This is a genomic window from Rhodoglobus sp. G.S.23 (assembly GCF_056675935.1).
In genome coordinates this window covers 1,209,565-1,223,734 of record NZ_CM155237.1, presented here as the reverse complement: position 1 = coordinate 1,223,734, position 14,170 = coordinate 1,209,565, and the positions used below count along the sequence as shown (strand labels likewise).

The window sequence follows — 14,170 nt, the reverse complement described above, 5'->3', positions numbered from 1 at the left end:
TAAGTTCTGTTCATGGCTAACGAGCATTACTTCTCGTCTTCACCCGAGAGTGATCTCAAATTGCGGACGATTCACGCGACCATTGCTGGCGTCGAGCGAGAACTTGTCACGTCAAATGGGATCTTCAGCCCCGCGCACATTGACGCGGGAACTCAAGTTCTCTTGTCGAACGTGCCAGCGCCTCCTCCGGGAGGTAACTTGCTTGATCTCGGGTGCGGTTGGGGTCCGATGGCGCTCACCCTTGCCCTCGAATCACCTCATGCAACGGTGTGGGCGGTGGACGTCAACGAGCGCGCACTGGATCTGGTGCGCGCAAACGCCAAGAAATTGTCCATACCCAATATTAACGCGGTTCTGCCCGAAGATGTTCCCGAAGACATAACGTTTATGACTATTTGGTCGAATCCGCCCATTCGCGTAGGCAAGGGCGAGCTTCACAACATTCTTGAAACGTGGCTGCCGAGGCTCGAAATGGATGCGGATGCCTGGCTCGTTGTTCAACGCAACCTCGGCTCGGATTCCCTACATCGCTGGATGGAGTCCGCATTCCCTGACAACTTCACATTCAGTCGCGCCGCCATCAGCAAGGGGTATCGCGTATTACGGGCGCACAAACGCGCAACCGACGCGAACTAACAAAATCTCGGCAGTTAGCCGCTCTGCAGCGCGGAAACTAAGCCAGTTCGAGACTGCCGGTGTAAACGAGTTCCGCCGGACCGCTGAGCGAGACGTGTTCGCCGTCTTCGGTCGGGAACATCCGCACAACCACGGTGCCGCCCGGCACCGTAACGCGCCACTGATGCGGTGCGTTCGGGCCCGCGTAGTGACGAATGGCAAGCGCTGCTGCTACGGCCCCAGTGCCACACGACAAGGTCTCCCCGCTGCCGCGTTCATGCACGCGCATCCGAATCGAACCAACTCCGTCTTTGACGAGTGGATCCGCCGGCACCACGAACTCGACATTCGCGCCGTGCTCGGGCACAGGATCGATTACAGGGATGTAGCCGAGGTCAACACCGTCGAGTTCTGATTCTTCGGCGAGAGCAACGACCACGTGGGGGTTTCCTACGTTGATACCGAGTCCCGGGCGGGCGATCTCAAGCTCTTTCGCTCTCACGAGCGGTTCTCCACCGTCGAGTGCCCAACGTCCCATGTCGACTTGGTAGCCAGCCATGTTGCGCTGAACATCGCGAACACCACCGCGAGTACCAATTGGCAAAGTATCGCCGGGTTCGAAATCCACAAAGCCTTCGTTGGCGAGAAACTCGGCGTAGACACGGATGCCGTTGCCACACATCTCCGAGATGCTGCCGTCCGCATTGCGGTAGTCCATGAACCACTCGGCGTCGGCGTCTTCGGCAAGCGCCGCAGCGCCCGCATCGAGACTGCGAGACCGTACGGCGCGGATGATCCCATCTGCACCAACACCAAAGTGACGATCACAGATCGCTGCAACCTGCTGCGGGGTGAGGTCGAGCTCACCGTCTGGATCAGCGAAGAGCACGAAATCGTTGCCCGTTCCTTGACCTTTTGTGAAGTTAAGCGTCGCCATGCTGACCATTCTCCCCCATCACGATCGCCAGAGCACGCTGGGCACGATCAGCAGCGTCGTATTCGAGCCAGCGGCACTGCGCATAACGTTTGAACCAGCCAACTTGGCGTCGAGCGTAGCGACGCGTGAGCGCCGCCGTTTGCTCGATGGCTTCTGCTTCAGAGAGTGTGCCCTCCAGCTGTTCAATGGCCTGGGCATAGCCGATCGCGCGGGCAGCGGTGGTGCCTAAACCGTGCGGACGCAGCGCACGAACCTCATCGAGCAGCCCGGAATCCCACATATTCTGCACGCGCTCGTTCAGTCTGGCCACTAGCTTGTCGCGCGGAGCAGCGAGGCCAACAATGCGGGTTGACGTCCAGAGCTTGTTTTCTTCAGGTAATCCAGCGCCGAAGGATTTTCCTGTGATTTCGATGACCTCAAGGGCGCGAACTATTCTGCGACCGTTGCTGGCGCCGATCGATTGCGCGGCATCAGCATCCAACTCGCGGAGACGCTGAAATAGGATGCCAGCGCCGAATGTTTCCAGCTCGGCCTCGAGTCGTGCTCGCACGTGCGGGTCGCGGGCAGGGAACTGGAAATCATGAATGACGCTCGAGACGTAGAGACCGGAGCCGCCAACAAGGATGGGTACGTTTCCAGCAGATTGGATTTCTCGAATGATTTGACGCGCATCCACCTGATACTGAGCGACGCTGGCGTCGTCTTTAGGATCGAGGACGTCGAGCAGGTGATGAGGAATGCCGCGTCGTTCACTTATCGGGAGCTTGGCCGTGCCGATGTCCATCCCGCGATAGAGCTGCATTGCGTCTGCGTTAACGATCTCGGCGTGAGTTCCGTGACGCGCGAACCCTTCAGCGATGTCGAGCGATAGCTCTGACTTGCCGGTTCCTGTCGCCCCGACGATGACAACGAGGTCGTGCATGAAGCCGTGCTCGTCACTGGAGACCGCATGCTCGGGATTAGCGGAGGGAGTCTGTTGGGTCATAGATCGGCGTTGTCGAGACACGGATGGTCGGGAGGCCAAGTGATACTCGTGGGCCGGAGTCGGTAGTGGCCGCGCCGGTCGGCACTCCGCAGGACTCGGCTTGTGCGCGATCCCACGCATCTCCGGCTGGGGTTCGACGGATGTCAAGGGTCTGGCCCGCTGGAGTGTCTGCTACAAGGTGAAATGCTGCAGCTTCGGTGATTGTCAGAGTGACGACGTCGCCGGGACGCGGCGTTGCACTGCCTTCGGGAATATCGAAGTGCACAAGTCGCGAGTCTTCGGCACGGCCCGATAGCCTGGCGGTTTCTGCTTGCTTGCGTCCTTCGGTCGCGGTAACCATGACGTGGACGGTGCGACCGATTTGTTTGTCGTTTTCTTCGCGCGAGATGCGGTCTTGAAGAGCCGCGAGTCTTTCGTAGCGCTCTTGTACGACCTCTTTGGGGATCTGGTCGTCCATTGTGGCGGCGGGCGTTCCAGGCCGGATGGAGTATTGGAATGTATAGGCCGAGGCGAATCGCGACTCTTCAACCACACGCAGGGTTTCTTGGAAGTCTTCTTCTGTCTCACCGGGAAAACCGACGATGATGTCAGTGGTGATAGCGGCGTGCGGCATTTGGGCTCGTACTCGGTCAAGGATTCCGAGGAATTTGGTGGAGCGGTAGCTACGGCGCATTGATTTGAGGATGCGGTCTGAGCCGGACTGCAGGGGCATGTGCAGTTGCGGCATCACATTGGGCGTCTCTGCCATTGCGTCGATGACGTCGTCGGTGAAAGCTGCCGGGTGCGGGCTGGTGAAGCGCACACGTTCGAGACCTTGGATCGCGCCGACTGCTCGCAGGAGTTTGCTAAACGCTTGACGATCACCGAATTCAACTCCGTAGGAGTTCACGTTTTGCCCGAGCAGGGTGACTTCGATTGCTCCGTCGTCAACAATGGCTTGAACTTCGGCGAGGATGTCGCCGGGACGTCGGTCTTTTTCTTTTCCACGTAGCGCTGGCACGATGCAGAACGTGCACGTGTTGTTACAGCCTACGGAGATCGATACCCACGCGCTATGGGTGGATTCTCGTCTTGCCGGGAGCGTCGAGGGGAAGACGTCAAGCGACTCAAGAATTTCGAGTTGCGCTTCTTCATTGTGGCGGGCGCGTTCGAGAAGAGCGGGAAGGGAGCCCATGTTGTGGGTTCCAAAGACCACGTCTACCCACGGTGCTTTCTCGAGGATGACGTTCTTGTCCTTTTGCGCAAGACAACCGCCAACGGCGATTTGCATGCCTTCGTGTTCTTTTTTGACGCTGGCGAGCATGCCGAGGTTGCCGTAGAGCTTGTTGTCCGCGTTCTCGCGAACCGCACAGGTGTTAATGACGACGACGTCTGCTTGGCCCTCGGTTGCGCGAATATAGCCGGCTGCCTCAAGGGAGCCACTGAGTCGCTCGGAGTCGTGCACATTCATCTGGCAACCGTAGGTGCGCACTTCGTAGCTGCGTGGGGCGGCCAGTTTCTCATCAATCATGTCTTCCACCTTAAGCCTCTGGACCATCTCCGCTTGACGGTGTGTTACCTAAAGGTGGGCCCGCCAGAAGATTCGCTTGAGCCAGAGGAGAGCGCGGCGGTGACTGCCGCCGAGACTACGGACCCTGAGTACCCCTTGCGCATGAGAAACCCCGTGAGCCGACGCTTGGCTGTGACTCCGTCGAGTGAGCGAAGCTGAGGAGCTCGCTTGAACGCAACCTCGTTCGCGCGCTCTTGCTCCTCGTCACGATCGTCGTCGAGCACCGCAGCAATGTGCTCTTGGTCGATATTGCGTCGACGCAGTTCGGCACGGATAGCTGAAGCGCCAAGTTTCTTTCGATCGCGTAGTGTTCGCGCGAGTGTTTCGGCGAGTGCGGCGTCGTCGAGTAGTCCACAGCTCTCCAGCCGTTCGACTTCGCAATCAATGTCTTCAGATTCGAATTCTCGAGTGGCTAAGAACTGCGTCATTTCGTGTGACGACATGCCCCGTCGAGCGAGTGCCCGCATGCTCACTTGGCTTATCTCCGAGAAGCCGTCTCGCGCTTGACGTCGCTGCGCTTGTGACTGCGCGCGAACTGGCTCAGCTTGAGTCTTGGAGTCATCCGTATCGGGTGTTTGTTCCTTGGAGTGAGCGGGGCTGAAGTCAGCCATGGTCGGTAGTGCACGCACCGGTGCCAGGTCGGCTGCACGCGAATCCGCCCGTCCAAGGGATTCGCCTTGGTCGCCACTAGCTTCGAGCGTTGGTGACTCCTCCGGCGATAAATCCGCCGCCCCGTTCCGTTGGGTACCGGAACGATCCCCAAACAGGTTGATGACGGGTGCGAGAAATTCATCGTCGGAGGAAGTCATAACAGAACCTACTGGCCTACGGCTGTCTTAAGCGGGGTAGCTGCTTTGTCAGCTACTGGCAGCACCGGTCCGTCAGCCTTAGCGCTGGCCTTCGCCGCCTTCTCAGCTTTCTCCGCCTTCACTGCGGCGTCGGCCAAGGCTTTCGCCTCGCTCGCGTTCGCTGCTTTCGCTTCAGCGCCCACACCGAGTTTGCGCATGATCTTCTGTTCAATCTCCAGCGCAATGGCAGGATTTTGGAGCAGGAAGGCTCGCGACTTCTCTTTACCCTGGCCGAGCTGGTCACCGTCATAGGTGTACCAAGCACCAGATTTGCGGACAATCTCATGGTCCACGCCGAAATCGATGAGGCTACCCTCGCGTGAAATTCCGATGCCATAGAGGATGTCGAACTCTGCCTGCTTGAAAGGTGGCGCCATTTTGTTCTTGACTACCTTTACTCGCGTGCGGTTTCCCACTGCGTCCGTGCCGTCTTTCAGCGTTTCGATGCGGCGGATGTCGAGTCGAACCGAGGCGTAGAACTTGAGCGCCTTACCGCCGGCGGTGGTCTCGGGACTGCCGAAGAAGACACCGATCTTTTCACGCAACTGGTTAATGAAGATCATGGTGGTGTTGGTTTGGCTGAGGCCACCGGTGAGCTTGCGCAATGCCTGAGACATAAGTCGGGCCTGAAGACCAACGTGGGTGTCGCCCATTTCGCCTTCAATTTCTGCACGAGGAACGAGTGCAGCGACCGAGTCAATAACGATGAGGTCAATTGACCCACTTCGCACCAGCATGTCGGCGATTTCAAGAGCTTGCTCGCCGGTGTCGGGCTGCGAGACGAGCAGAGCATCAATGTCTACGCCAAGCTTCGCGGCATATTCGGGGTCAAGAGCATGCTCTGCATCGATGAATGCGGCAATACCGCCGTTGCGCTGAGCGTTGGCAATTGCGTGCAGGGTCAACGTAGTTTTACCCGAAGACTCCGGACCGTAGATCTCGACGATTCGCCCGCGGGGAAGCCCGCCTATACCCAGCGCGACGTCGAGAGCGATCGAACCGGTGGGAATCACCTCGACCGGAGCGCGCTCATCGCTGCCGAGGCGCATAACTGAACCTTTGCCGAACTGACGGTCAATCTGAGCGAGGGCTGTCTCTAGGGACTTCTCGCGGTCTGCTGCTGATGGCATTACATCTTCTCCATTGGTCGTAGGTTGCTGCCCATAGGCTGTCGCGATTCGTGTGGACCGATAATGCAAGGTCCGCAACCTCCCGACAAAGGCTGTGTTACTAAATGCCACGTTACGTGCCTGCTCTGACATTCCAGGGCAGCGGCGTGCGATGTGCGCCCAAAAGCTGTATTCGATTGGGTGTTAGGGAGAAGACTAACAATATCGAACGAATGTTCGAACGCGCCACGCGGGCGAAGAGCTACTGCTTCTTGGGTTCGCGTTGCCCAACGCCGTAGCGACGCTCGGGAGGAACATCCATTGCCTCGCACAATGCCGTCCAGACCTGACGAGCAGGAACGCCACGGGAGAGCGCTTGGGCAGCAGTGACACTACCTACTGCACCCAACACCTGGTCGTTAACGAGCACGCGGCCGTAAGGCTCACCAAACTCATCGGCGACCGCCGTCCAAAACTCGCTCACTCGCATGCAACCACCCTATGTTCGCTCCGCTTAAGTAACGAATGCCCCACTCCACACGGAGCGAGGCATTCGATCTGCACTGGTTAGCGCGAAACCAAATTCGAATCGAACTCGGCAACGAGCTCATCGGGGAGAGTATCGGGGATCGTCGTTGCACCTTCAATGACGGCAAGACGATCGCCAACCTCACGCATGATTACGGAGATCGGTGTATCGAGGGCTTCGGCGACCGAAGCGAGAATTTCTGAGCTGGCCTCTTTTTGGCCGCGCTCGACCTCACTGAGGTATCCGAGGGCAACGCTCGCTTTGCTTGCGACCTGACGAAGGGTGCGTCCCTTTTGAAGGCGCACGTCGCGGAGAACGTCACCGATTTCCTGACGAACTAGAACCATTGGACACTCCCTCTCTGACTGTGTATCGCGACCAGATTATTCTGGATAGTCAAGACTACAGCCACTATCTGTTCAGAACTCTAACCCTTCCAAACTGGAGAGGCCTTGTGAGTTCGCTAACTGTAACCCAGCCGAAACCTGCAATATTCCCACGGCACGATTCTTGCTGTACCCACTTGTGGGCGCTGCCCCTTCCCGCGATCAGTTCTCCGCGGTGAGGTGCTCATACAGACATTCCAAAGCAGCATGCACAGTCTGCACACGGATCTCGTTGCGATCCCCCGTGAACTCAAAGTCACGAGTTTCCACGAAGTTGGTAGCGGCGAAGCCAATAAATACTGTGCCTGGCACTTTGCCTTCGTGAGAGTCCGGGCCCGCTACGCCCGTCGTAGCCAGTCCGTAGGTTGCCTGCTGCTCACCGACACCAAGCACGTCACGCACGCCGGTGGCCATATGAGCAGCGACATCCGGATGCACGGTGCCATGAATCGCCAACAGACTCGCATCGACGCCAAGAACTTGGTGCTTGATAGCCGTGTTGTAGGCGACAACGGCGCCGTTGAGCACAGCGGACGCTCCCGGCACAGCAACAAGCTGAGCGCAGAGCATCCCTCCGGTCAGCGACTCCGCTAACGCGATAGTTTGTCGATGTGCGGTCAGAATCGCCACGATTTTCGTGGCGAGTTCTTCAGTATTCACTGGTGAAGGGTCACGCTCCTGAATTGGATTTGCGGGTGTGACGCCATGCCCGCCACAGGTATTCAACGCCCGTGTACACCGTAAGAACGACAGCGACTGCCATGACGGACCAATTGAGCCATAAGACCCACGGACCGAGAACGGTGAAGAGCGGTACGAGGAAAAGGGAAATAGCGACGGCCTGCAGGACCGTCTTGAGCTTGCCACCGCGTGAGGCGGGGACGACAACCTTCGAAAGCACAGCGAAACGATAAATCGTGATTCCGAACTCGCGAACCAAAATGAGAATCGTGACCCACCACGGCAGCTCGCCCAAGATCGACAGGGCCACAAGCGCGCCGCCCGTGAGAACTTTGTCGGCAATCGGATCCAAAATGATTCCGAGGTCCGTGATGAGGTTTCGCCCGCGAGCCAAGTGCCCATCGACAGTGTCAGTCACGATGGCGAATATGAAGAGTGCAGCCGCAAGGTATCTGATGAGACCCATCTCGCCGTCATCCAGCAGCAAAAGCCAGATGAAGAGAGGTGCAAGAAAGATTCGAACAACGGTGATGATGTTGGCGATATTCGCAATAGAGGCCGGCGTATCGCCGTCGCGAATCATCCGACCACGCAGCGAACTAGTTCGTTCGGGCGGAGCAGAAGGTGATGCTGGTTGGTCGCTCACGCGATCACTCCCGATCAGTCAAGTTCCAAGCGTCCTCATCTGAGCCGCCTTCTACTTCATCGTATCCGCTGAGAGATTCCTCCACAGCGTCTACCGGTGCTGGCTCCTCTTCGCCGCGCAATCGCGCGAGCACTGAAGGAAGCTGCTCGGCGGTGACGAGCACGTCGCGCGCTTTCGAACCCTCCGATGGGCCAACAATCTCTCGAGACTCCAAGAGGTCCATGAGACGGCCAGCCTTAGCGAAACCGACACGAAGCTTGCGCTGCAACATCGATGTTGACCCAAATTGGGTGCTTACGATGAGTTCAGCGGCCGCCAACAGTTCTTCGAGGTCTCCGCCGATGTCAGCATCGATGTTCTTCTTCTCGGCAACCGCTGCAACATCGTTGCGGTATTCAGGCTGGGCCTGAGCAATGACATGTTGCACGATCTCGGCAACTTCACTCTCGGGAACCCAAGCGCCCTGCACTCGAATCGCCTTGGAAGCGCCCATCGGCAAGAAGAGAGCGTCACCTTGACCGATGAGTTTGTCTGCACCGGGCTGATCGAGGATCACTCGAGAGTCCGTCATGCTCGACACGGCGAACGCCAAGCGCGAAGGCACGTTGGCCTTGATGAGCCCGGTAACCACATCGACACTCGGTCGTTGGGTTGCCAGCACCAAGTGGATGCCGGATGCGCGCGCGAGCTGCGTGATTCGAACAATCGAGTCTTCGACGTCTCTCGGCGCAACCATCATGAGATCTGCCAACTCATCAACGACGATGAGCAAGTACGGGTACGGCTTCAGCTTGCGCTGACTGCCCTCAGGCAGCTTGATCTCTTCGGCGACGACGGCGCGGTTAAAGTCGTCAATGTGACGGTAGCCGAAGCTCGCCAGATCGTCATACCGCATGTCCATCTCTTTCACGACCCAGGCCAGCGCTTCTGCCGCCTTCTTGGGGTTGGTGATGATGGGAGTAATCAGATGCGGCACTCCCGCATAGATCGAAAGCTCAACGCGCTTGGGGTCGATGAGCACCATTCGCACCTCAGCAGGCTTCGCCCGCATCAGAATCGACGTGATCATAGAGTTCACGAAGCTCGACTTACCCGAACCCGTAGAACCCGCCACTAGCAAGTGGGGCATCTTGGCAAGGTTCGCGACAACGAATCCACCCTCGACATCTTTTCCGAGGCCAATCGTCATCGGGTGCTCACTCTTAGTGCTCGCGCTGGAGCGCAGTACGTCACCAAGCGACACGATCTCGCGATCCTTGTTCGGGATCTCAACACCGATAGCGCTCTTGCCCGGGATAGGCGAGAGAATGTTGACCTCGTTGCTTGCGACGGCATAACTAATGTTGCGGGCCAGCGCTGTAACACGCTCAACCTTGACACCGGGGCCTAGTTCGAGCTCGTACCGGGTAACCGATGGTCCGCGACTGAAACCGGTGACCGTCGCGTCCACACTAAATTGTTTGAGAACCTCAGTGATCGACGCGACCACTTCATCGTTGGCGGCTGAACGCGACTTGGGTGGCGTTCCCGCAGACAACATGGATGCTTGGGGAAGACGGTAGACGGCGTTCGATGCTTGGGGCGTGGTCTCGTGCGGGCCGTCGAACTCGCCAGCGGTGCCCTTTTCGCTGGCCTTGGTAGTAAAGCCGGGGAGAACGCGAGGCCCGTCGTCGCGCATTTCAGTGGCCGGGGCATCCACTTCGCCAGTGTTGTAGTTCTTGACAGCTTCTTCGGCTTTAAGAAGATCTTCGAGTAGCTCGACGCCGAACTGCTCTTCCTTTTTGGTGAGGTCTTTTGCTGCTGGAGGCGGCGTCGGGTTGACGACCTCGGTGGCTTGATCTCGAGAGATCACTGGGCTGTCGAAAGCTTTATCTTCGCTATTTTGTGACTTGTTTCGACGCCACCATGGCAGCGATGACGTGTCGTTGTCTCCCCCAAGACCGATATCGGTCAGCGAACCAAATTGAACGGAATCGTTCATATTTGTGCTCGACTTAGCCTTAGCCGCGGCCCGCTCTTCATCACTCTTGAGCTGTGCGCCAAAAAGGTAAGCGTAGAGCTCACGAAGTCGCGAAGGGAGACGATTCGGTGGGGTCTTCGTGATGATGAACAGCGAAAGCACAAGCAGCAACACGATTACGGGCACGGCAAGCAGTGTCGTTCCCAGCCAAATAAGGGGATTCGCCATCATCCAGCCGAACACTCCCCCGGCCCGCGCGATGGTTTCTGCTCCCTCAGAGGGGTGCGGCTGGCCGCTGAACACGTGGCACAGCGCTGCCACTGTGACAATGAGAATGCTGAGACCGATGCCGATGCGACCGTTGTCATGAACGCTAGACGGATGCCGAAACATCCAGACAGCAAGAAGCAGCAAAATCACCGGCAAAGCAAACGCGACCCGTCCAACGAGGCCACCAAAGGTGTAGGCGTCGAGCGCAATTGCTACCGAGTCTGTGGGGTTGAACCATTCAACGACCGCGCCAACGATTGCGAGAACAAAGAAAAGAAACGGAACACCGTCTCGGCGTTCATCTTTAGTGAGTTCTTCGCGGCCAAACACGCGAAAAGCGCCGCCGACCATGTGAGCAAGCGCCATCCACATTTTGGTGAGAGGACCCTCAGGCTCAACGGGAGCTTGCTTGCCGCGGGGCAGTCGCTTGGTTGCTTGAGTCTTGTTCGAAGTGTTTCTGGCGCGAGGTTTCGACGCACCCGAGCGCGAGGTCGACGATGTACGCGTAGCCATAATTCAAAGCTACCTGTGGCCTCTGTCAGAGTGATGCAGCGACACTCAACCTGCCAAGCTGCGCTCAATGCGCGCGCTAATAGCGGATGGCATCAATCACCTTCACTTTGACGGCGACGATGGCAGGCATGAGGCCAGCAAGGACACCAACAGCTGCGGATGCCGCGAGCGCGATCAGCGCAGCCTCTAGCGGATACGGCGGCAGATCTTGCACACCAGGCGCAATCAGATTCTGAACGGCGGGGTTTTGCACGATCGCAATCGAGAGGGCAACCCCAATTACGCCAGCGGCGAGCGTTGCGACGACGCTCTCCATCATGACCGCGAAAAACACGCGTCCGGCCGTGGCTCCAAACGCACGACGGACTCCGATTTCTCGCACGCGATATTTCACCGTCACAAGAGAAATATTGACAAGCCCCAATGCGCCAAGAAGGAGAATGAGACCTGCGATACCGCCAATGACCCATTGGAGTGGTTCGAGAGGGTTGGGTCCACCCCACGCCAGATAGTCATTGCGGTTCACACTCGGTTGGACGTCTTCGCCATACTGCGCGCGCATGTCGCGATCGAGGAGGTCGACCAGTTGAGAAGATTGTTCTTCGGGAACCCACATCTCGAAACTCGAATCGCCTGCGTTAGCGGCCTCAGTGCCGACGAGCGCGCTAAAAGGCGACGCAAGAATTGACACACTTAACCCTGAGGCGTTCGGCTCCGGCGCGAGTACCCCAACGACCACAGCCGTAGTCACTGTGTCAGCGGAAAGTTTAATCGTGGGGTGCATACGCAGGTCAGGACGCCCAAGTTTCTCGTACAGCTCGTCGTTGATGACCACTGACGGCGCGAGGTGCTTCTCATCCTCTTCGGTCAGCCAGCGGCCCTCGGCAATGTCTAGTCGATGCATTACGCCGTATTTGTCATCCACACCCAACAGGGCGGTGAACTGTGTACCGTCTGGCAGCTGAATGCTGGCGCTTCCTCGACGGACGGAAGTTGAGTGACTCACCTGATAGCGCTCGACGAGTGTTCCCATGAAATCGAGGAACTCTGCTGCATCAGCTTGCTCATTCGTCACCGTCGAGAAAGGTGGGTATGCCATGATCGTCGCCGGCCGACCGCTTTGCTTCTCGTACTGTTCAGTCTGGGCTTGTCCAAATACCGCTCCGGCGCCAACCACGGTCGCAAGAGCGCAGACCGCTACCCCGATACCGATCAAACTCAGAAGCACTCGGGTGCGGTTGATGCGGACTTCGTCCCATGCCTCAACAACAGAACCCACGAGGCCGCTCAACAGTGAACCACGCGGTTCACGCGTCGGTTTCGCGAGCTCGTAGTTGGGGCGCACGACGACGACGGTACCCGGCTCTACCGCTGCATCAGCCTCAGGCTCAGCCCCTGCCTCGCGATCTTTCTTGTGAAACCACCTCATAGCGCAGCTTCCGGAAGTGACGTCGCCAGCATCCGACGCACATCAATCGCCGACAGTACCCCGTTGTCTAGTCGATAGTGCCGGCGAGCGAGCGCTGCAACGTTGGGGTCGTGGGTAATGGTGATGAGAGCGGCACCGGATTGCTCCGCAACGGTGTCGAGTAATTTCATGACAGTCGCACCGGTCTCAACATCGAGCGCTCCGGTCGGTTCGTCAGCGAGGATCAGTCGCGGGCTGCGCACGAGTGCTCTCGCGATGGCAACACGCTGTTGCTCACCGCCGGAGAGTTTGTCTGGCATTGATGTCATCCGCTCACTGAGGCCGACCCGGTCGAGCATCTCTTCAGCAAGAGCGCGACGGCGCCAAAACTGACGGCCAGACGCGTACAGCAGTGGGGTCATAACGTTCTCGAGCGCAGTACGGCCCGCCAGCAGATTGAATTGCTGAAAAATAAAACCGACATCGCGCCCTCGTTTGCGGTCTCGCTTGCCACCTGAGAGCTTCGCTAACGGGGCACCGTCAAACACGATGCGACCAGTTGTCGGGTTATCGATGAGTCCAAGCAGGTTGAGGAGTGTCGACTTACCTGACCCAGAACGCCCAACAATGCTGATGTGGTCACCAACATCCACAGCAAGATCAACGCCCTTAAGGATGTCGAGACGACTGAAGTCGGGAAGCTCTACCGAGCGCGTTACGCCTTCTAGCGATAACAACGGCATCAGTAGCACACCACGCTATCGCCATCTTTGTAGCAATTGTCCGGCAGATTTTCCTCGTCGATCGCATCAGCACCGGGAACAAACTGCAAGATCACGTCGCCGATTTCCAGTCCGGAAACAATCTCAACGGTGATGCCATCGTTAAGACCAAGCACGACTTCGCGCACCTCGGTCGTGCCGTCAGGGAGCACGAAATAAACATTTCCCGAGCTGGCGAGTCCCTCGATGGCAGTAACCGGGGCGACCATGACGTCTTCAGCGACACCGCCAGCGATCGTCAAATCGGCGCTGAGACCAGGGAACACAACAACATCACTCGGCACGACACAGGACACTGTTGGTCCGGATGCCGCTTCCCCACCGGCTTCTGTCGCAGCCGCAAACGTGATGCTCAGTCCGGTACACGTGAACGGCGCCGGACCTCCGTTGATGGCAACACTTGCTTCGGTGGGACGGTCGACGAGTCGGTACAACTGCGCGGAGGGAACCGTGCCGGTCACGAGGTATGACGGTGGAGCCACGCTGCCGACGGGTGACCCCACCTGAAAGGAGGAACCGACGAGCGTAGTGAAGTCGGTGAGCGTGCCGGTGGCTGGCGCAACGACCACCTTCCACTGAGTTCCTGGCGTTCCGTCGGCGTTGACCACCTCGGCTCGCAGCTTCAGGATCTCTTGGCCCTTCTTGACAGCCTGACCTGCCGTGACCGCAACCTCACGCACTTCTCCGGAAAGCGTCGCAGGAATCGGGACACTAGCGGCAGCCGTCACACTCCCCGTCAATTCGACATCGTTAGTGATCGTTCCCGTCACCACTTCGTAGTGCTGCTCCTCAATCGCGACCGTCGGAAACTCTCGGTCATCCACAGCGAGCGCATCGCCAAAGAACGCAAACTTCACGAGGGCTGCCGCAATAACAGAAAAGATGATCAGCCAAATAATGGGGAATACCCACCTGCGCGCAACACTCATTCGATACTCCGAATCCAGAATCG

Annotated in this window: 14 protein-coding genes; 1 reads left to right on the top strand and 13 read right to left on the bottom strand. The window is 58.1% G+C overall.

Going from position 1 to position 14,170, the window contains the following annotated elements; genetic code table 11:
• Positions 1 to 12 precede the first annotated feature (12 nt).
• On the top strand, positions 13 to 636 hold the full coding sequence (locus tag AC1ENN_RS05825; RefSeq protein ID WP_449648973.1) for a class I SAM-dependent methyltransferase: 624 nt from the start codon (positions 13 to 15) through the stop codon (positions 634 to 636).
• A gap of 37 nt (positions 637 to 673) precedes the next feature.
• Here the strand turns inward: AC1ENN_RS05825 and dapF are convergent, their stop codons facing one another.
• The 13 genes from dapF to AC1ENN_RS05760 form a co-directional block, all read right to left on the bottom strand.
• A complete protein-coding gene (gene dapF, locus AC1ENN_RS05820) occupies positions 674 to 1,552 on the bottom strand; it encodes a diaminopimelate epimerase (RefSeq protein ID WP_449648972.1) in 879 nt (292 codons plus the stop codon).
• Entirely contained in the window at positions 1,539 to 2,474 is a 936-nt protein-coding gene (gene miaA / locus AC1ENN_RS05815) for a tRNA (adenosine(37)-N6)-dimethylallyltransferase MiaA (RefSeq protein ID WP_480392162.1), read from the bottom strand. Before miaA ends, dapF begins: the two co-directional genes overlap by 14 nt.
• A gap of 37 nt (positions 2,475 to 2,511) precedes the next feature.
• Positions 2,512 to 4,047: a tRNA (N6-isopentenyl adenosine(37)-C2)-methylthiotransferase MiaB gene (miaB, locus tag AC1ENN_RS05810; RefSeq protein WP_480392031.1), complete on the bottom strand. Its 1,536-nt coding sequence runs from the start codon at positions 4,045 to 4,047 to the stop codon at positions 2,512 to 2,514.
• Positions 4,048 to 4,091: 44 nt separating this feature from the next.
• A complete protein-coding gene (locus AC1ENN_RS05805) occupies positions 4,092 to 4,895 on the bottom strand; it encodes a regulatory protein RecX (protein ID WP_449648970.1) in 804 nt (267 codons plus the stop codon).
• A gap of 8 nt (positions 4,896 to 4,903) precedes the next feature.
• Positions 4,904 to 6,064, bottom strand: coding sequence for a recombinase RecA (gene recA / locus AC1ENN_RS05800; protein ID WP_449648969.1), 1,161 nt, complete (start codon positions 6,062 to 6,064; stop codon positions 4,904 to 4,906).
• A 241-nt stretch (positions 6,065 to 6,305) separates the two neighbouring features.
• Positions 6,306 to 6,533 carry a DUF3046 domain-containing protein gene (locus AC1ENN_RS05795; RefSeq protein WP_449648968.1) on the bottom strand — a complete coding sequence of 76 codons (228 nt, stop codon included), beginning with the start codon at positions 6,531 to 6,533 and terminating at the stop codon, positions 6,306 to 6,308.
• A 77-nt stretch (positions 6,534 to 6,610) separates the two neighbouring features.
• Positions 6,611 to 6,919, bottom strand: coding sequence for a helix-turn-helix domain-containing protein (locus AC1ENN_RS05790; RefSeq protein WP_009771924.1), 309 nt, complete (start codon positions 6,917 to 6,919; stop codon positions 6,611 to 6,613).
• Between the two features lie 201 nt (positions 6,920 to 7,120).
• On the bottom strand, positions 7,121 to 7,618 hold the full coding sequence (locus AC1ENN_RS05785; RefSeq protein WP_449648967.1) for a CinA family protein: 498 nt from the start codon (positions 7,616 to 7,618) through the stop codon (positions 7,121 to 7,123).
• Between the two features lie 10 nt (positions 7,619 to 7,628).
• Complete coding sequence (gene pgsA / locus AC1ENN_RS05780) at positions 7,629 to 8,285, bottom strand: CDP-diacylglycerol--glycerol-3-phosphate 3-phosphatidyltransferase (protein ID WP_449648966.1); 657 nt, start codon at positions 8,283 to 8,285, stop codon at positions 7,629 to 7,631.
• 4 nt (positions 8,286 to 8,289) lie between these two features.
• On the bottom strand, positions 8,290 to 11,028 hold the full coding sequence (locus AC1ENN_RS05775; RefSeq protein WP_449648965.1) for an FtsK/SpoIIIE family DNA translocase: 2,739 nt from the start codon (positions 11,026 to 11,028) through the stop codon (positions 8,290 to 8,292).
• A 76-nt stretch (positions 11,029 to 11,104) separates the two neighbouring features.
• Positions 11,105 to 12,457, bottom strand: coding sequence for an ABC transporter permease (locus AC1ENN_RS05770; protein ID WP_480406848.1), 1,353 nt, complete (start codon positions 12,455 to 12,457; stop codon positions 11,105 to 11,107).
• Complete coding sequence (locus AC1ENN_RS05765) at positions 12,454 to 13,179, bottom strand: ABC transporter ATP-binding protein (RefSeq protein ID WP_449648963.1); 726 nt, start codon at positions 13,177 to 13,179, stop codon at positions 12,454 to 12,456. The genes AC1ENN_RS05770 and AC1ENN_RS05765 overlap by 4 nt, the downstream gene beginning before the upstream one ends.
• Positions 13,179 to 14,147 carry an efflux RND transporter periplasmic adaptor subunit gene (locus tag AC1ENN_RS05760; RefSeq protein WP_449648962.1) on the bottom strand — a complete coding sequence of 323 codons (969 nt, stop codon included), beginning with the start codon at positions 14,145 to 14,147 and terminating at the stop codon, positions 13,179 to 13,181. The genes AC1ENN_RS05765 and AC1ENN_RS05760 overlap by 1 nt, the downstream gene beginning before the upstream one ends.
• Between the last annotated feature and the right edge of the window lie 23 nt (positions 14,148 to 14,170).